This is a genomic window from Reichenbachiella sp. (assembly GCF_039969095.1).
Lineage (GTDB): Bacteria > Bacteroidota > Bacteroidia > Cytophagales > Cyclobacteriaceae > Reichenbachiella.
On record NZ_JBDVOL010000011.1, the window covers coordinates 518,644 to 535,668 of the forward strand.

Sequence of the window (17,025 nt, forward strand, 5' to 3'; positions counted from 1 at the left end):
AAATCATTTATTCCCCCCATAAAAATTTAAAAAATATTCATTAAAAGAAGCAACATAATTTTATCCCAAATTGGGTTTAGATTTTCCCTCAATTTTTTAAGTGCCAATCCTATCTGATTTTCGACGGTTTTCACTGAAATATCAAGCTCTTCGGCAATTTCTTTGTACGTCATTCCAGCGTTTCTGCTGAGATTAAAAATGATGCGACATTTATTTGGTAAGGACTCTATGGCACTGTAGACATATTCTTTCAGCTCATCCATAATCAGCTCTTGCTCTCTATTATCTTCTTCCAAGAACCCAAGCCCATCCAGATCAACTTTCTTCTGTTCTTTAGGTAATTGCAGTTTTAGATAATTAAAAGATCTATTTCGAATGGCAGTAAATAGATAGGATTTAATAGAAGAAGTAATCTTAAGGTTGGCTCTTCTCTCCCATATATTAATAAAAACCTCCTGGACAATTTCTTCCGCTACCTGCTCATCTCGTACGTACTTCATGCAGAACTTGCATAGGTCAGAATAATACGTTCTAAAGATTTGCTCAAAAGCAGCTCTATCATGGTTTGATAGGCGTTTGATTAATTCGTCTTCGTCAGATATATGCACTTAGATTGTTCAGGTATTTTGGGCAAATGTAGCAGAAATACTAAATCCTACAAGTAGTTGCTAATCTATCTCAATGAGCCTAAGATGTATCCCCTAAATACGTAGGGTGCAGACAGAGCAAAACCCTCTCCTTCTTGCGTACCTGTGATAGCCACAACTAAATCTAAATGAGGAACTATATACATTCTTTCATTGCTAGTTCCAGCAGCAAAAAAAATGTCATTTTCTGCTAAAAAAGACAGGAACATATTTTGCTCAGCATAACGCCACCACATCCATCCAAAATCATTGGAGTAATCAATATTCGTCTGAATAGATTTGGAAGATTCTACATACGTTTCATCAATGAATGGTTTCCCAAACCAGTTTCCATTTTCTAAATAAACAGATCCAATTTTTGCCAGATCGAGTGTAGTCATCGAAACTCCCCATGCCGTGTTCACATTATCACCTAAAACTTCTATGCCCACATGGTCGATATTGAGATCTCGAAATGCTTCTTTAGTTAAAAAGTTTGAGAAACTATCTTCATATTGAATTTCGATAACCTTAGATATCAATATAGCAATGGCACTATTGAAAGCGAACCTAGACCCAGGGTATGCATCCAGTGGTCTTGACAATAAATACTCCACCCAATCCTCACTTTGAATGATTTTATCGTTATCGCTCAGCAAGTCATCAAAACCACCCGAAAACTCACTCCAGCTTAAACCGCTCTTCATTGTCATTACATGTTCGAATGTGATATTCTTCTTCAGAGGAGTATCTTCAAATATTTGATTGTATTCTGGTAAATATTTGTAAATAGAATCAGTCACTGAAGTGATCAATCCTAAATCTATGGCCCTGCCTAATGCCACATTGACTATCGAAGAACTAACACCACTTAACTCAAATAAAGTACGACGATCACTCCCATGATAGTATTTTTCATACACCAAATGTCCATTCTTAATTATGACTACAGAGGATATACCGTTATTCGGATCTATGGAAATAACTGAATCCATTTCAAGTAACAATTCTTCGTCCATTTCAAATGTGGATGGCAAGGCCACTGGCCAAACGTTCTGATCAGATGGAACTGGATCATTGTAAAAACAACCAGAGACAAATATTAAAAATAGTGTTAGTATGGTGAAGTTTTTTATCATTTGAAAACCCCCACTTTTATCGCCAACCCATAATATAGTCCCGTATAGCTTTCATTGGTTAGACCTGTGATATCTAAATCCTGCATCCATCGGTAACCCATAAAAGCATTGACCGCAATTAACTTCGTGACCAAATAATCTGCACTTGCTTGCAGATGAAACATTCGAAACTTATCAGCTAAAAATTGATAACCTGTCTCGACCTGATCCCACTTCACTTCACCAAAACCGTATTTTGACACAAGATTAAATTCGATATTTTTTTCCAAACTAGTCCGATATCCAACTAAAATTCCTGCATGCTTATAATTCATTTGAAATGTGTTGGGGAAGATGAGCTGCCTCCTATACTCCTTGCTTGAGAAGTTTAATCCATAAAACCCTACCTGAAAGTGTTTCTTCAAAATCACCGCAGCTTGCACGCCAAAACTATTAGTTCGATCTGTAGATACCGGAGCACTTTCATAGACTCCTGCTACATAACCTCTAATCATCAAAGGCTTCTTTTTCTTTTCTATTTTCAAAGAGTCTGATTGAGCTATGGACTGAAAGGTCAGTCCTAACAGAACAGATAAGAGTAGTATGAGAGAATGGATTTTCATTAATGAGTTTTATGCTTATGCAACAATTGAAATTGATCAATTACTTATCGAAATATAAGGAAATTTGAAATGAAAAAAGGACTTGCCTTCCGACAAGTCCTTTTACATGATAAAATCAATCTTAATACCTAAAATTTAAATTTCAATTCTGCACTATACAGTCTTCCAATGAAAGGGGAAGCCGTAAATTCTCTTATTTCTGCATCAAACAAGTTAGTTACTTGACCAGAAAGCGTCATATAATCTGTGATGTTATATCCCAATCCAATATCTACATTCACAAACCCACCCAGCGGGCCATAGTTCCAAGAGTCTGTACTTCTTGCGTTTTCAACGATAGGTGTACCTCTATACGTCCATCCTGGTTTCGTCTCTGAAGCAATCTGATAACTTGAATAGTAGTTGTACGCCTGCACCCATCTCATAAATACAGTTCCAAACCACTTATCTGAACTATAATTCAATCCAAGACTCATTTTATTCTTTGGCGCATTAACCAAAATATCTAAATCGTTTACTTCACCGTCTCCATTGAAATCATTCTCCATATCATTCTCATCTACTGAATAATCAAAGTATGAATAGTTCAAGTCTGCACTTAGCTTATCAGAGAAATAATAACTAATTCCAAAGTCAGCACCATAAGTATTCACTTTTCCGAAATTGATATAAGTAGCCACCAATCCTCCTAATGCGATAGAACCATCTGGCGCATAATACCCTGACTGGACCTGATCCATTGGTACGTCACCTCTTTCTGTTGCAACACCAACTACAGTAACAGGACTCAAGAAGTCTGTAGAAATATTGTAATAAGCATTAGCATCCAAGAATAGTTTGTTTGGAAGCAACTGTCCTTTGTAGCCTACTTCGAATGTTTGGATTTTCTCCACTTTCTGCTTTTCTACTTTAGTTCCATCAGTCAATGTAAATCCTTGTGCATTTCCAAGGATCAAACCACTAAATAAGTCCCCATACATATTGAGAATAGTTGGAGCTGCAATTCCTTGTCCGTAAGTCAGCCTCCATGCACCATTTCCCACAGTCTTCACTATTCCTACCTTCGGTACAAAGTTGAAGTCATAAATTTCATGGTTGTCAGCTCTGAATGCTGCTACAGCTTTCCAAGTATCAGCAAATTTGTATTGCACCTGACCATACCATCCGATTTGATAAATGTTCAAATCATCTGTATCGTCAAGTAAATAAGTATTATTACTGTTAGCCATATCTTGTTGATATTGAATACCAGTGGCTATTTCTACATCTCCGAAGGTATTGTGGTATTGCACTTCACCATTGATTCGTTTTGAATCATCTTGAAATACAGCACCACTCGCATAAGAATTAGCGCCTCCAGCTTCCGCTGGCGTCATTCCAGAATCTATACCTCTATAATATTGTTTCGTTCTTTCGTCGATGGCATAGGTACTATCAGTTGTACTTTTAGTGAAATATAGCTGAGCGAACCAATTCTCAGAGGTATATCTCAAATGAGCAAAGAAAATATTCCAGTCTTTTATTTGATTTCTTCCTACGTTAGTAGGTGCCAAGTAGGTACTATTGGAATAACCTGACGATAGGATGATATCAGACTCAGCATTGGGGCTAAAATACAAAGCACCTTCTACTCTGTTGAAACTGAAATCATTATCTAGCTCAAACTCCTCATAACCCTCTTTGATACCATCTAAATCACGATCGATATAAACGGAATCCGCAAATTCAAATTCTTCTCCTTGCGTATGCTCTGCAGTAAGCTTAAAGCTAAACTTATCATTCACCACTTGAGCATGTCTGGCTCTTACGGAAAATAATTTCTGGTTTCCGGCTCCTACTGCAACAGTTGTCCCCTCTGAAGTTCTAGGATCTTTGGATATTATATGTACCAAACCATTGTGTGCATTGGGGCCGTATAGCGCAGAGTTCGGGCCTAAGATGACCTCCACTCTTTCTATATCTTCTTTAATTTGCGTATTCAATGGCCCTAGTGGCAATCCTGTCGCAATCAAATTGGCCATTCTCCCATCTGCTACTTGAAGGTTTTTAGAATTAAAATTACTATTGAATCCTCGAATATTGACACCTGTTCCGACCACTCCAGATCGTATGTAATCAACTCCTTTTACCCTAGCCAATAGTTCTCCAGGATTAAAGGAAGGTAATTCATCAATTTGTTTCGAAGTAATGACACCAATGGTTGCTGGTGATTCTGTTAGTTTTTCAGCCATTCTTGAACCAGATATCACTACCTGATCGCTAAGGAATAAAGATTCATCCAGGCTAATAGACCCAATATTTTGTGCACCACCGTTCACGGTTACATTGATATTCTGATCTTTGTATCCCACATAGGAGATGAGAATTTTGTAATCGCCATCTGCGATATTGTCTAAGGTAAACGTACCATCTGCCGCAGTGATGGTTCCCTCATTGGTTTCCGTGATTCTCACATTTGCTCCGATCAACGGTTCATCAGAACCCCCATCCATTACTCGGCCAGTAATAGCATGTTGTCCTACCGATTGAAAGCAAACAAAAAGAAAGCCCACGATCATTGTCGTAAAAGTTCTAGTCATTGTTTTGTTTTTTAGTTGTATCAGCATTAGCCTACTTTTTCAGCTAATTCTTTAAACTTAGAGCATGCTCCACTCGGTTTAGGGTAGTTGACCAAATCCAAAATCCTTGACTTTTATATCAATTCAAAGGAATTAAATTACTATTTAATTGAATATCAATATGTTACGTCAATTATTAATGGGTGCGACTTTGTATATCAAATATTCACGAGAATTTGGATTGAATACAATGGTAGCAAAGCCAAACTAATAAAGTCCTTTGCTCAATAAAAACTAAGAAGAATATGTTGATTATTTCGTTTGGCCGTGTAGCTCAGACTTAGCCAAAGTCACCGTACGGGGGATGTAATTTTCTAACTCCGTTAACACCTGATTGAGAATGAAGGATTTGTGCGGATCTGTAAAATGCTCTCTGGACAAACTCACAATAGAGTCCAGCATGGTCTCTGCATTGATCTTGCCAGTTTTCAATTGCGCTATTTCGTAGTACCATTTTATAGTAGGTAGGTAGATGTCTTTCTTTTGATCCTGTTGATCTTTTTTTAACAAATCATACCTCTTGAAGACCTGAAGCACTTTCTCATATTTCTTCTGTCTAATCAATCCTTGTACATATCCAGTAAAGAAAGAATACCAACGCTGGGTAAGGATGTCATTTTTATGGATACGCAAAAAGGAGTCTGCAATCAATTCACCACGCTCTGGCTGATTATTGAGATTGAGACATTTGATATAAAATGAAACGAATCCAATTTTATGATAAAAATTATCGATGTTTCTTATTTCAGAAAATGATTCTTTTAAGAGATTCAGTGCTTCTTCTATTTTGCCTTGTCTTATCAGTATTGAGCTGAAATTGCTCAGATATTGAATATGATCTGCATTTTTCTGACGAATAGACAAATACCCGTATTCTTCTGCCTGCTGCAATACATCAAACTTAGAATGCAACATCAGACGATTGGCATAGTAGTTATACAGAATCCTTCGAGTATAAAATTTGCCCTCTACCAAAAGCTGATCCAACTTATCATACACCTCTTTCAGCTTGTCAAACTCCCGACTATTGAAATAAAGAAAAGTCAATCGAATAACGGCCATGTATCTATTGAACCCATCCAGTTTGTCGTTATTAAAAAGAGATAGCATCCATTCTTCCCACTCACTGGTGTCCTCAATTTTGTGATTGAATTGGTCGATGATATTAACTGTTGCTTCGTGTAATTTTTTATTAACAGCTTTAGACTGATCGTATTCAGATTGGTATTCATTCACAAAAGAATTGACCATTTCATAAGCATCATAGCGCAACCGTATGAGTAGAAAATGACGGTAATTCAGCACCATTTCGAAAAACTTCATGAAGTTATGGATAGGATGCCGATAGTTTTTAATTCTTCGAAGTAATACTTTTTCCTCCTGAGGGGTAATGGCGTCGGTAATAACTTTCCGATCCATTTCATTGGTCCATTCAAAATACTTATCCACGTCTATGGCATCGAGTTTATCCTGAACCCAACGCATCATACCAGAATACTTACGTTTATCTATGAAGGTATTATAAGGCTCTTTACTGCCTCTGTTGTGCGCATTGATTTTGATTTTCGCCAATATCCCCAGCTTTTGCTCATCATCGAATTGTTGAATATTCATCAGATAATCTGCCTCATGGGGCAAAATATCAGATGCAAACGCGGTGAATTTTTTAAGTTTTACCTTCAAGGCAATGATTTAATTGGACAGAAATTCGATTAGAATTTCGTTAATTTCTTCTGGTTTGTCAAATGAAATGAAGTGACCACAATCGGGTATGAATTTCAAAGTAGCATTCGGTATTTCACTAGCCCCATTTTCTCCTACTAGTTGAGTGGTTAAACCAGGATTGAGGTATTGATTTGGGATCAATCCATCATTTGCACCATAGACCACTAAGGTACGCTGTTTGATGTTTTTCAATTGATTAAATATGGGTGCTGAGAGCATCGCATGCATACCACCCACCACAGCTTGACAATAATCATTAAAGTCCTCTCCTTCCTTCATTTTTAACCGGTCTTGGATCATGAATTCTACATCCGCAGGCATATTATAAAAGTTCAATGCCCAATTGGCTCTAATCTGTGCTTCAGTAGCCTCCTCCACAGACTCAACAGTGAAAACTGTTTTCAGCCAAGTTGCCTGTTCAGGTTTGAATGTTTCAAATCCAGCAGGGGCCAACAGGATTAAATCCTTAAACTGCTCTGGACTTTTCAAAACAGTTGAAACCGCTACTTGACCACCCATACTATGCCCTACCAGTACCACATTATCCAATTTCAATTGTCCTATGACTTTGAGCACCACATCCGCGTAATCGCTCATTTCTGTAATAGGGTCTCCTTTAGTGGATCGTCCGTATCCCGGTAAATCAATAGCCACACATCTGTATTTGGACTTTAGAGCTTCGATATTTTTGTACCACGAAGGAAGATAAGTGGCCAATCCATGGATAAACAACAAAGTCTGTTCTCCATTTCCTTCATCCACATAGGCTATTTGCTTATTTGAATTCACCTCGACGTACTTTACTTGATATTTGTACTTCGCAATCAAATCATTGATCTTTTGAGGCGATTGGGCGAAATTAGTATTTCCTATCATTGTCGTAATGAATATAAGTAAAGTTGCTGCTGATCTTCTCATGATTTAAACTTTTAGCTTTTTTCGATCAATTTTTCCGCTATCATTTTTCGGCATTTCATCCAGCCATACGATGTGTTTTGGAACTTTGAATTTTGCCAGATGTTTAGCGCAATACGCCTTAATCAAATCTTTTGTAGGCATTCGGCCATTGCTTGCCGTGAGATATGCTTTTCCTACCTCTCCCCATTGAGAATCATCTACGCCGACCACTGCAGCTTCATCAATTTCAGGCATCTGTCTGAGTACTCTTTCTACTTCAGCTGGATATACATTTTCACCGCCAGATATAAACATGCATTTGATCCGATCTACGATATAAAGAAAACCTTCTTCGTCCATTTTGGCCAAATCTCCCGTATGAAACCAGCCCTCTTGAATCGCCTCATTGGTCGCCTTTTCATTGTCCCAATAACCAGGAGTAACCAATGGCCCAGACAAACAGAGTTCGCCTATTTCATTGGGATTTGCTTCTTTGCCTTTGGCGGTTTTCAATTTGATCTCTGTATAGAAATTAGGCAAACCAATCGATCCTATCTTCCGCTCGACATGATCCTGATGTAATGATGTCAGATTAGGCCCAACCTCTGTCAGTCCGTATCCTTGTCTTATTTTCACTCCTTTGTCGTGCCAAGTATTAATAACACCTAGCGGCAAAGCTTCTCCTCCTACAATAAAATATCGCATCCGACTCAAATCAGTCGTATTGAAATGATCAGATTCAGTCATCATTTTGAGCATGGTAGGTACACCCATGAAGAGCTGGCTTTTCTCCTTTTCAAGCAATTGCAACAGTAAATCCGCATCAAATTTCTTCAGCAACCCAACAGAAGCACCACGATGTAATAGCGGTGTCAATAGTACGTTCCAGCCGCCTGTATGAAAGGCTGGCATACACGAAATTGTGTGATCAGAAGGCGTGATCTCCAAGCTCTGAGATGTATTGACACTATTCCAAAAAAGCATTTTATGAGAATAGATTGCTCCTTTAGGAAATCCCGTGGTGCCTGAAGTGTAGAGAATGAATAAGGGATGATTTTCATCAAATTCATATGACCTGAAGTGGCTGTCAATTGCTTGGTCCAACTCCTGAACAAGATCGTCCATCCAAATGATTTCAATGGGTAAGCTATCAGAAATCAAATGCTCAAATTTCCTCTCAACAATAATGAACGAAGGTTTGGAATTGGAGATCAAAAACTCTATTTCTGAAGCTGAGAGTCGGTAATTGACAGGCACTAAAGTAATGCCTGTCTTTTGCGCCATTGAAAAGAGTGCTACATATTCGATGCAATGCTCTGCTAGCACCATGATTCGATCACCAAGCTGACACCCTTCGTTTACAAAATGATTTGAAAGGTAATTGGCGGTACTGTTTAGCTTTTGATAAGTAATGGTCCGATTGGTTTCATACTCAGAAATAGCCACCTTTTCCGGTGAATACGTAGCCCATTTCGATATCCAATCTTTCCTATACATTTTGACTCTTTTGTCTTGTAAAATAATGAACGCTCAATCCAACTACTAATGAAGTCAATATGGCTATTGTACTTGCTATCCCTGGGTTGTTGACGGTCTCTTGCATGTATGGCAAAAATCTACCATAATACACGCCGAAGTGAACCACCAAGGCGGTAACTGATGCTGAAAATACAGCTTTTAGTTGAACATCTTTCAGAAACATACCAAACAAAACTGGCACAAAAGCTGCTGAAAAATAGGCGTACACACCATTTTGAGCAAAAATCCCCACACTCAAGTTTGGTGAAAGCAGTTGCTGATATGACAGCACAAAACTCACTATAGCCAAAAAGGCAATCATCAATTTATTTACTAAAATTTCTTGTTTATCCCTTTTCCCGACTTTGTAAATAGCCTTTCCAAAAAGTGGATTGAATAAATCTGCGGTAAGCGAGGAACTAAGCGACTGAATCAGCCCTTCCAGTGTAGAAAGTCCAGCAGAAATCAAGCCGAGTATAACTAATATCCCAATGTACACAGGAAAACGACTGACCACATAAGTAGACACAATACTATCCATAGGAATAGATGAGCCATTGACTGTCAAATCAGGGAAATACAATCGCGCAAACAAGCCAACAAATACCACTTGAAAGAATACTATAAGCACCAAAATGCCAACAATCAAATAGCGATTGACATCCTTTTCATTTTTGAGTAAAAGTGACTTGGTAATAATGTGTGGTTGGCAAACGATAGCAATTCCTATCACTGTCTGGCAAAATATAATTTCAAAAAAATCTCTAAAAAACAGACTATCTGGATCAGTCCATTCGGCGAAATTGGGACCAATAGTGCTCAATTGGGTCATAAAACCTGAAATGCCATCTTCGAAGTAGGACGTTCCTGAAGACAACAAAATGATCGCCACTACAAACATCAATACTGCTTGAATAGAATTGGTATAAACCAATGAATTGGCTCCTCCGAACATCATATATCCAAATACAAAAAGAATCACACAAGCCAATACCAACACTGGATCAGCATTCAGACCGTTGGAAAGCACCTGAGTGAGACCCACACAGATGAGCACGATAAATGTGATCAAAAGCAAAGAAACGAAAGCAAAAAACAATGCATAAGCTTTGCTATTGTACATTTTACCCATCCACTGTGCCATGGTCAGAGCTTTGACATTGGCACCATATTTTCTAAACCCTTTGGTCAAGAAAATCAGAGAAGCAAAAATGGCCAACGGCATCACAATGCCGAATGACAAAACGCCACTCATTCCGTACAACGCTATGAAGCCAGGATTGATGATAAAAGTAGCTGCACTCGTCATGGAAGCAGCAAGCGCCAATCCAACTGCAATCGGCGAAAAAGAAATATTGCCTACTGCGTAATCCGACATACTTTTGATCCGGAGTGCACCGCGAATAACAAAAAAAAGAATAGCGACCATATACAATATGATCACTATCCAAGTGGCTGTTATCTGCTCTGGGGAAGCGAGGTTATTCATTGCTTAATCTTTAAACCTAAAATTAGTACTGTACAGCTGCCGCAGCAAATGCCAGTCCACCGCCTGAGCCGATAAACATCAGCAAATCACCTTTTTTCAATTTCTTGTTTTTGTAGGCATCTTCTAATGCCATGGGAATACAGGCTGATCCTGTATAACCATACTGATCCATCACCATGTGTGCTTTTTCTCTAGCCACACCCAAATTATCCATCGTCTCGTTGATTGAGTTGAAATTCAATTGAGTAATGAAAAAATGGTCGAAATCATCCGGTTTTTTATCCAGTCGTTTACAGATGTCCAGCGCCATTTCAGTCCACACCTGTGGGTTCAATTCCTTAGGAAATTTATGCACAAACTTCAATTGATGATCATTGTTGGCTAATACTTCAGAATTGATCGGTTGATGCGTGGCTCCTCCGTAGATTCCCATCCATCCATTATACTCTCCTTTGGTTCTCAAATCGCTTGTCAGCCATCCAGCACTTTCTTCTTGAGCAGACATCACCACAGCACCCGCTCCATCAGCAAATAAGGTCACCGTCTTTTTATCTTTCTGGTTTAAGTATTTACTCATCGCATAACCACCTATCACCAAAATATGCTTGTATCGATCATCGGCTCTGATGTACTTTGCCGCTACGTCCATGGCTGTTACAAAACCTGCACAGGCCGTATTCAAATCGAATGTTCCAGCATTTTTCAACCCTAATCGATCCTGAATAACTGAGGCAGTTGAAGGCGAAATGAATTCTGGCGTATCCGTAGAAATAACCAATAAATCAATCTCCTCGGGACCAATTCCTGCATCCGACATTGCTTTCTTAGCCGCGACTTCACAAAGGTCGGCTACCGACTCATCTTCTTCACACCAATACCGCTTGGTGATGTTTACATTCGCTCGAAGCCAAGCATCCACATCTTCTCCAAGGGTCTCATTAAAATAGCTATTGGGAATTTCTCGTGCAGGCACATGCGCCCCTATTCCTGTAATTTGTGCGTTGTTCATCTGAGTTAGGTTATATGGTCACAGCGCCGTCAACGCTTATTACGGTTCCGCTGATAAATGCGGCTTCTTCTGAAGCAAGAAAAGCATAAGCATTGGCGATATCTTCAGGGTCACCCAATCGGCCTAATGGAGTCTTAGACACCATCATCTCTATTACTTTTTCAGGCATGGCTTTGACCATGTCTGTGGCAATAAAACCAGGTGCTACGGCATTTACAGTAATCGCATGTTTGCCTAATTCTTTGGCCAGTGTTTTGGTCATCCCTATGACTCCTGACTTGGTAGCTGCGTAATTCGTTTGTCCGAAATTTCCAGAAAGTCCTACGACTGAAGAAGTATTGATGATTCTACCGAAATTGTTTTCAATCATATTCGGCGTGGCCGCCTTGATGCAGTTGAAAACGCCCGTAAGATTGACAGCAATCACCTGATCCCACTGTTCATAAGTCATCTTCTTGATGGTGGCATCTCGAGTGATTCCTGCATTATTGATCAGGATATCTATTCTCCCTAGCTGTTTTATAACTTCCTCCGCAGCGAGTTTAGTTTCTTCCGGATTTGCTGTATTCACTTTCTGAAATATGGCTTGAATGCTTCTATCTGACAGTTCGTGTGCCAGTTGATTACCAGCTTCTTCATTGATATCCCATATGGCTATTTTGGCTCCTTCGTCTGCCAATTTCAATACCGCTGCTCTACCTATTCCTGAGGATCCTCCGGTGACAATCGCCACCTGATCTTTAAGTTTACTCATATGTCTTATTCGCCTAGTTTGTTTTTGTTTAAAAAGAAGGCTCTACACCTTTCTTTATCATCATGCTTCGTAAAAATATACTAGCACCCTAGACTTTTGAGACGAAAAAGATCAAATTAACCCTTGACTATTGGGTGATTTATTGACCAATAAAAATATAAATAACTGATTTTATGATACTTAACTACATAATTAGCATATGCGACTATCCAAAAAGTATTACAGACTGTTCTTTTGGAGAATCGCGAGAGTGAAAGCATTAGTTAATGGAGGAATTTTCGATCCATCGATCGATTTTCGCTTCCAAGACAACTAATGGTAAACTACCCGAACCTAACACCTGATTATGAAATGCCTTGATATCGAATTGATCACCCAAGGCTAATTCTGCTCTGGTTCTTAACTCTCTGATTTTGAGTTGACCAATTTTATATGACAAGGCTTGGCCTGGTCCTACCATGTAGCGTTCTATTTCAGAAATAATAGAAGCTTCAGATTCAGCCTCATTTTCTAAAGAGTATTGAATGGCCTGCTCTCTGCTCCACCCTTTGGCGTGCATACCAGCATCTACGACCAATCGAATCGCTCGGTGCATTTCCGCGCTCAACATGCCGAAGTACTGATAAGGATCTGTGTATAGACCCAATTCTTTACCCAAAGACTCCGTATACAACGCCCAACCTTCAACGTACACCCCCATACCTTCGGTGTGCATGAAGCCTGGTAGACTTTCGTTCTCTTGCTGCAAAGACAATTGATAATGGTGTCCCGGGATGGCTTCATGCAAAAACAAAGCCTCATCAGCGTATTTGTTGTACTTAGTGACATCAGGGATTGGTACATAGAAGATGCCAGGACGAGAACCGTCTTTAGACCCTGCATTATACTCAGCACTGGCCGACGCCTCTCTAAATGCCTGCGTACGCCTTACTTCAAACGGTGACTTGGGTGTCAAATCAAACAATTTGCTCAAATTCTCTTTCATTCGCTCGTGGATGGCATTGAAATTATCAATCACTTGCTGTGGTTCTGTATATGGCATTTGCTCTTTACTTGTTCTCACATGGTCAAAGAAAGCGTTCAAATCTCCCTCAAACCCAAGTTCTGCTTTCACCTTCTCCATTTCGGTTCGGATTCGAGCTACTTCACTTTTCCCTAACTCAAAAATTTCATCAGGGGTCATGTTAGTCGACGTATGATATTTCACTAAGTACTGATAGGTTTCGGAGCCATTAGGTAAAGCTCCAATTCCAGCAGTTTCTGTACCTGCCTGAAAATACTCTTCATTCAAAAATGTATCAAGTGACAGATAGGCAGGAATCAACTCCTCACCAATCAAAGATTGAAAGTCGGATTCGATCCTCATGCGATCTTCTTCAGATATGCTGTCGGACATATTTCTTACCGCCGCATAAAAGACATGATTTTCTATATCAGGATTCGTGAATTGATCCATTTGGCCAATAACCTTTTTAATGATCGATTTGGGTAATACCACCCCTTGAGCCATACCTTCTTTCATGTTAACCTGAGCGGTCTCCAACCAAGGGATAAATGCTTTGACACGCTTGTACCAATTGTCATAATCTTCAGCTGTATCAAATGGCTGCGCGCCTCCTACATCTGCAAATGTGGTAAAGTAGAGATGAAAAGAGAAGATTTGATTGATAGGTAACCAATTGATGTTGGGCAAATCGAAAAGCGGAGAAGCCACTGATGGCATCGTATTTTCCAGCCCTTCTTTTTTAATCTTGCAATCCCATTCCATGACTTGAATACTCATCTGGTCAGCTTCTGCTAATGTATTGGGGTCTATTGCTTCTATCTCTTTCAAAAAAGCATCGTAATTGGCAAGCATATCAGCCTCCACATCGGCATCAAGGTAATTCACCAGCTCATCATTGTAGCCTTCCAATCCAGCATTGGTCGCTTCTAGAGGGTTGATTCTTAGTTTGAATTGATGATAGGCATCGAATAGACTATCTACTGAAACCAGCTCAACTTGATCAGTTGTCGATGATTCATTGGGTTGACAGGCTGTTAGGAAAAGAACTCCTACAGCGGTGCATATTAGCATTGTATGCTTGAAAGCTTTCATTTGGGCATGTGATTAATGATACAAAAGATAAGTCGCCAAGATAATTATTCTGGACGGAGATTCAAGGTTTCATTCCCGATTCAACTGAATAATGGCAATTACTCTTTCTTCCCTTTGCCTTTGAAACTTACTCCGAATCGTACGTTCCAGGGGCTATTGTAGAGCGGATTGCTTTTGTGCATGAAGTTGTAGAGCAAGGAGATCTGTGCTTGCGCACTGGCTCCCAGGTTGAAGCGGCGTTCGATGCCTGCCAGTAGACTGTTGTTCCATTGTACTTCTTGGTTGTCTGTTGGATTGGTAGATTTGGCGGCCAGTGATTCAAATTCTACATGCGCATAGAAGTTCTTGAGTATAAAATACTCAGTAAACACCCGATAACCATAGATTCTCTGATCCTGAGCCGACCCCAAAATATCTTCTATCTCACCGTTGACACGATAGTTTCCTCCTATGCCTACATCCCATTTCTTATTGATACGGTACGATAATTCTGGATTGAGATCGATCGACGTCTGTTGATCAATGTGGATTTGGAAGGTGCCACCAAATACCAATCGCTCCCAGAAACTGTCGCCTTCCAATGAATTGCGCTTGGTGGCTGTGGACAAATCATTCGAATTGACCACTTTGGAGTATTTCTCTTTCAACTCACTACTCTGCTCCATGGCTTTGAGCAGCACGTCCTCTTTTCCTTCAAAGTAATTGACTCCTTTCACCTTCGATTGGTTTACATTCACGGCCTCGTCTACCAACTCTTTGTATTGAAGTACTTTTTGTAATTCCGGATTGTTAGTCGGGAAGTCTATCTTGCCTTGCTCAGTGGCTTCTTTGGTCGCAAGTGCTTCCAAGTCTTTGCCATATTTCTCTGACAGTTCTTGTTTCTTGAGTATGATCAGATACTCTCTTTTCTCCTTGTCGTCTTCATGTGTCTTCAGACTGTCCTGATAGTCTTTCAACTCTCTGTGATAACCGGTGATTTTCTTGTCGAGCTCGCTGTACTTCTTGTAGTGATAGTTGCCTTCCAGACGTTCTTTAGAGTAATCCAAGAGCTCGTTTTTCTTTTGTACTTCGGTAGAATCCCAGGTGGCGATGTCGGCTTGGTCGTACCACACATTGGTATAGATAAAATGCTGTTTCTGTGGTTTTCTGGCTTTGCTGGTACTGTCTTCGGGCCAGTCTTCTATTTTCGCTGCATCCAGACTATCTCTTATGGTTTTATAGACTTTTCGCTGGTCTTTGATGAAGGCCTTGTTCTCCTTCTTTATTCTTTCCAGCTCTTCCTTGTTTTTGTCAATCTCACCAATGGTGTTGCTGCGTGTGTTTTCGAAGAGTTTGACATCGAAAGTTTGGGCTCTTGATGTATAGACCAAGCTTACTATAAAAAGACAGCAGAAATAGACTTTGTTTTTCATTAATCACTTATCAATTTGCAAAACTGTAGGATTCTATTCTTTTAGTCTAGCGATTGGCTAAAAGGTAATCAGTTTTTTTATGTCTTTTTAATCCTCTTTATTTACCCGCCACAAGGTGTAGTTTGTCCCGAAGGGATGCCGTCGGCACAACTACACCTTGATTCTTCCTTTTTTATTCCATTCTACGCCTAGTGGGGGAGCCAACCAAAAGATGCCTTGCTATTACAGAAAAGATGCTGTGCTTTTGATCAAAAGATGCCTTGCTTTTCAGTAAAACATGCCTTTGTTTTTTTAAAAGATGCTGTGCTTTTTTAAAAACAAGGCTTTCAATTTTTAAAAGGTGCGCATGTTTTGAATTCGATCATTGAGACTATATGTGTGTTTCCATGGCGCGCGTTTAGCTTTTTCAGCGTAACGCGTGACTATTCCACTTGCACATTTTCCAACAACCCGCTTTGACCTGAATAATCTCTTGCTGAGCTATACCGATTCATCTACTATTTCTTCTTCTACAGGATTATGATGGATATAATCTACTTTTTGTTCTTGCAGCTCATTGGTATCCAAATAGATCAGATGATTACCATCTTGCCAGACCTTGTAGGAACTAACCCTTTGTACTTTTTCTGCTGCTTTTTCAAATGCCCTCAGTAGCCACTCCTTTCTACTTTCATTGATTCTATCGAGCGCTTTGATGATGGCTTTAGCGGTATGTTTCTTGAAGTCACGCATAATCGATTCCAAAGACTTACCCTTGGTGCTAATAACCATATGCAAATGACTCGGCATCAACACCCAGGCATGTATGAGCAACCCCTTCTCCTTTTGACAATATTTCAACGAATCAACAATGATATGCTTGAATTCATTTCTTGTAAACAGGTCAATCCAATGCACAACCGTGCTTGTCACAAAATAGATACCCGCTGGATCTTGAAATTTGTATTTCTCAGACATCCTGCAAAATATAAAATTCTTCAAGTTTTGCCTTTGCTCTTAGCGATACTTTGCACGCGTTACGCTGAAAAAGCTAAACGCGCGCTAGTGGGAGCACATCTGAGACCCGATCGTTCACACGTGCTCTGCTTTACAGAATGTCCTAGGTCGCTAAAGTTTGACCTAAGATTAAAACCTTATT

Annotated in this window: 13 protein-coding genes; all 13 read right to left on the bottom strand. The window is 39.6% G+C overall.

The annotated features are described in order from the left end of the window. Positions 1 to 26 precede the first annotated feature (26 nt). Positions 27 to 608 carry an RNA polymerase sigma-70 factor gene (locus tag ABJH98_RS10860; protein ID WP_348307695.1) on the bottom strand — a complete coding sequence of 194 codons (582 nt, stop codon included), beginning with the start codon at positions 606 to 608 and terminating at the stop codon, positions 27 to 29. A 65-nt stretch (positions 609 to 673) separates the two neighbouring features. After that, on the bottom strand, positions 674 to 1,765 hold the full coding sequence (locus tag ABJH98_RS10865) for a serine hydrolase (protein WP_348307696.1): 1,092 nt from the start codon (positions 1,763 to 1,765) through the stop codon (positions 674 to 676). Then, complete coding sequence (locus tag ABJH98_RS10870; protein ID WP_348307697.1) at positions 1,762 to 2,367, bottom strand: hypothetical protein; 606 nt, start codon at positions 2,365 to 2,367, stop codon at positions 1,762 to 1,764. Before ABJH98_RS10870 ends, ABJH98_RS10865 begins: the two co-directional genes overlap by 4 nt. A gap of 128 nt (positions 2,368 to 2,495) precedes the next feature. Continuing rightward, positions 2,496 to 4,946, bottom strand: coding sequence for a TonB-dependent receptor (locus tag ABJH98_RS10875; RefSeq protein ID WP_348307698.1), 2,451 nt, complete (start codon positions 4,944 to 4,946; stop codon positions 2,496 to 2,498). 291 nt (positions 4,947 to 5,237) lie between these two features. Beyond that, entirely contained in the window at positions 5,238 to 6,668 is a 1,431-nt protein-coding gene (locus tag ABJH98_RS10880) for a hypothetical protein (protein ID WP_348307699.1), read from the bottom strand. A 9-nt stretch (positions 6,669 to 6,677) separates the two neighbouring features. Beyond that, on the bottom strand, positions 6,678 to 7,628 hold the full coding sequence (locus ABJH98_RS10885; protein ID WP_348307700.1) for an alpha/beta hydrolase: 951 nt from the start codon (positions 7,626 to 7,628) through the stop codon (positions 6,678 to 6,680). 3 nt (positions 7,629 to 7,631) lie between these two features. After that, the gene (locus ABJH98_RS10890) at positions 7,632 to 9,104 is read right to left on the bottom strand and encodes an AMP-binding protein (protein WP_348307701.1); all 1,473 of its coding nucleotides are present in this window, start codon (positions 9,102 to 9,104) and stop codon (positions 7,632 to 7,634) included. After that, the gene (locus ABJH98_RS10895; protein WP_348307702.1) at positions 9,097 to 10,614 is read right to left on the bottom strand and encodes a sodium:solute symporter; all 1,518 of its coding nucleotides are present in this window, start codon (positions 10,612 to 10,614) and stop codon (positions 9,097 to 9,099) included. The genes ABJH98_RS10890 and ABJH98_RS10895 overlap by 8 nt, the downstream gene beginning before the upstream one ends. 22 nt (positions 10,615 to 10,636) lie before the next feature. Next, entirely contained in the window at positions 10,637 to 11,623 is a 987-nt protein-coding gene (locus tag ABJH98_RS10900) for a ketoacyl-ACP synthase III (RefSeq protein WP_348307703.1), read from the bottom strand. A gap of 10 nt (positions 11,624 to 11,633) precedes the next feature. Beyond that, a complete protein-coding gene (gene fabG, locus ABJH98_RS10905; RefSeq protein WP_348307704.1) occupies positions 11,634 to 12,377 on the bottom strand; it encodes a 3-oxoacyl-ACP reductase FabG in 744 nt (247 codons plus the stop codon). A 259-nt stretch (positions 12,378 to 12,636) separates the two neighbouring features. Further along, the gene (locus tag ABJH98_RS10910; protein ID WP_348307705.1) at positions 12,637 to 14,475 is read right to left on the bottom strand and encodes a DUF885 domain-containing protein; all 1,839 of its coding nucleotides are present in this window, start codon (positions 14,473 to 14,475) and stop codon (positions 12,637 to 12,639) included. A 98-nt stretch (positions 14,476 to 14,573) separates the two neighbouring features. Beyond that, entirely contained in the window at positions 14,574 to 15,887 is a 1,314-nt protein-coding gene (locus ABJH98_RS10915) for a hypothetical protein (protein WP_348307706.1), read from the bottom strand. 480 nt (positions 15,888 to 16,367) lie between these two features. Next, positions 16,368 to 16,844, bottom strand: coding sequence for a transposase (locus ABJH98_RS10920; protein ID WP_348307707.1), 477 nt, complete (start codon positions 16,842 to 16,844; stop codon positions 16,368 to 16,370). Positions 16,845 to 17,025 lie beyond the last annotated feature (181 nt).

Excerpts from the sequence above, each read along its gene's own strand:
- ABJH98_RS10915 (WP_348307706.1), bottom strand. The coding sequence starts at position 15,887 with ATGAAAAACAAAGTCTATTTCTGCTGTCTTTTTATAGTAAGCTTGGTC.
- fabG (WP_348307704.1), bottom strand. The coding sequence starts at position 12,377 with ATGAGTAAACTTAAAGATCAGGTGGCGATTGTCACCGGAGGATCCTCA.
- ABJH98_RS10890 (WP_348307701.1), bottom strand. The coding sequence starts at position 9,104 with ATGTATAGGAAAGATTGGATATCGAAATGGGCTACGTATTCACCGGAA.
- ABJH98_RS10910 (WP_348307705.1), bottom strand. The coding sequence starts at position 14,475 with ATGAAAGCTTTCAAGCATACAATGCTAATATGCACCGCTGTAGGAGTT.
- ABJH98_RS10895 (WP_348307702.1), bottom strand. The coding sequence starts at position 10,614 with ATGAATAACCTCGCTTCCCCAGAGCAGATAACAGCCACTTGGATAGTG.
- ABJH98_RS10900 (WP_348307703.1), bottom strand. The coding sequence starts at position 11,623 with ATGAACAACGCACAAATTACAGGAATAGGGGCGCATGTGCCTGCACGA.
- ABJH98_RS10875 (WP_348307698.1), bottom strand. The coding sequence starts at position 4,946 with ATGACTAGAACTTTTACGACAATGATCGTGGGCTTTCTTTTTGTTTGC.
- ABJH98_RS10885 (WP_348307700.1), bottom strand. The coding sequence starts at position 7,628 with ATGAGAAGATCAGCAGCAACTTTACTTATATTCATTACGACAATGATA.
- ABJH98_RS10920 (WP_348307707.1), bottom strand. The coding sequence starts at position 16,844 with ATGTCTGAGAAATACAAATTTCAAGATCCAGCGGGTATCTATTTTGTG.
- ABJH98_RS10870 (WP_348307697.1), bottom strand. The coding sequence starts at position 2,367 with ATGAAAATCCATTCTCTCATACTACTCTTATCTGTTCTGTTAGGACTG.
- ABJH98_RS10865 (WP_348307696.1), bottom strand. The coding sequence starts at position 1,765 with ATGATAAAAAACTTCACCATACTAACACTATTTTTAATATTTGTCTCT.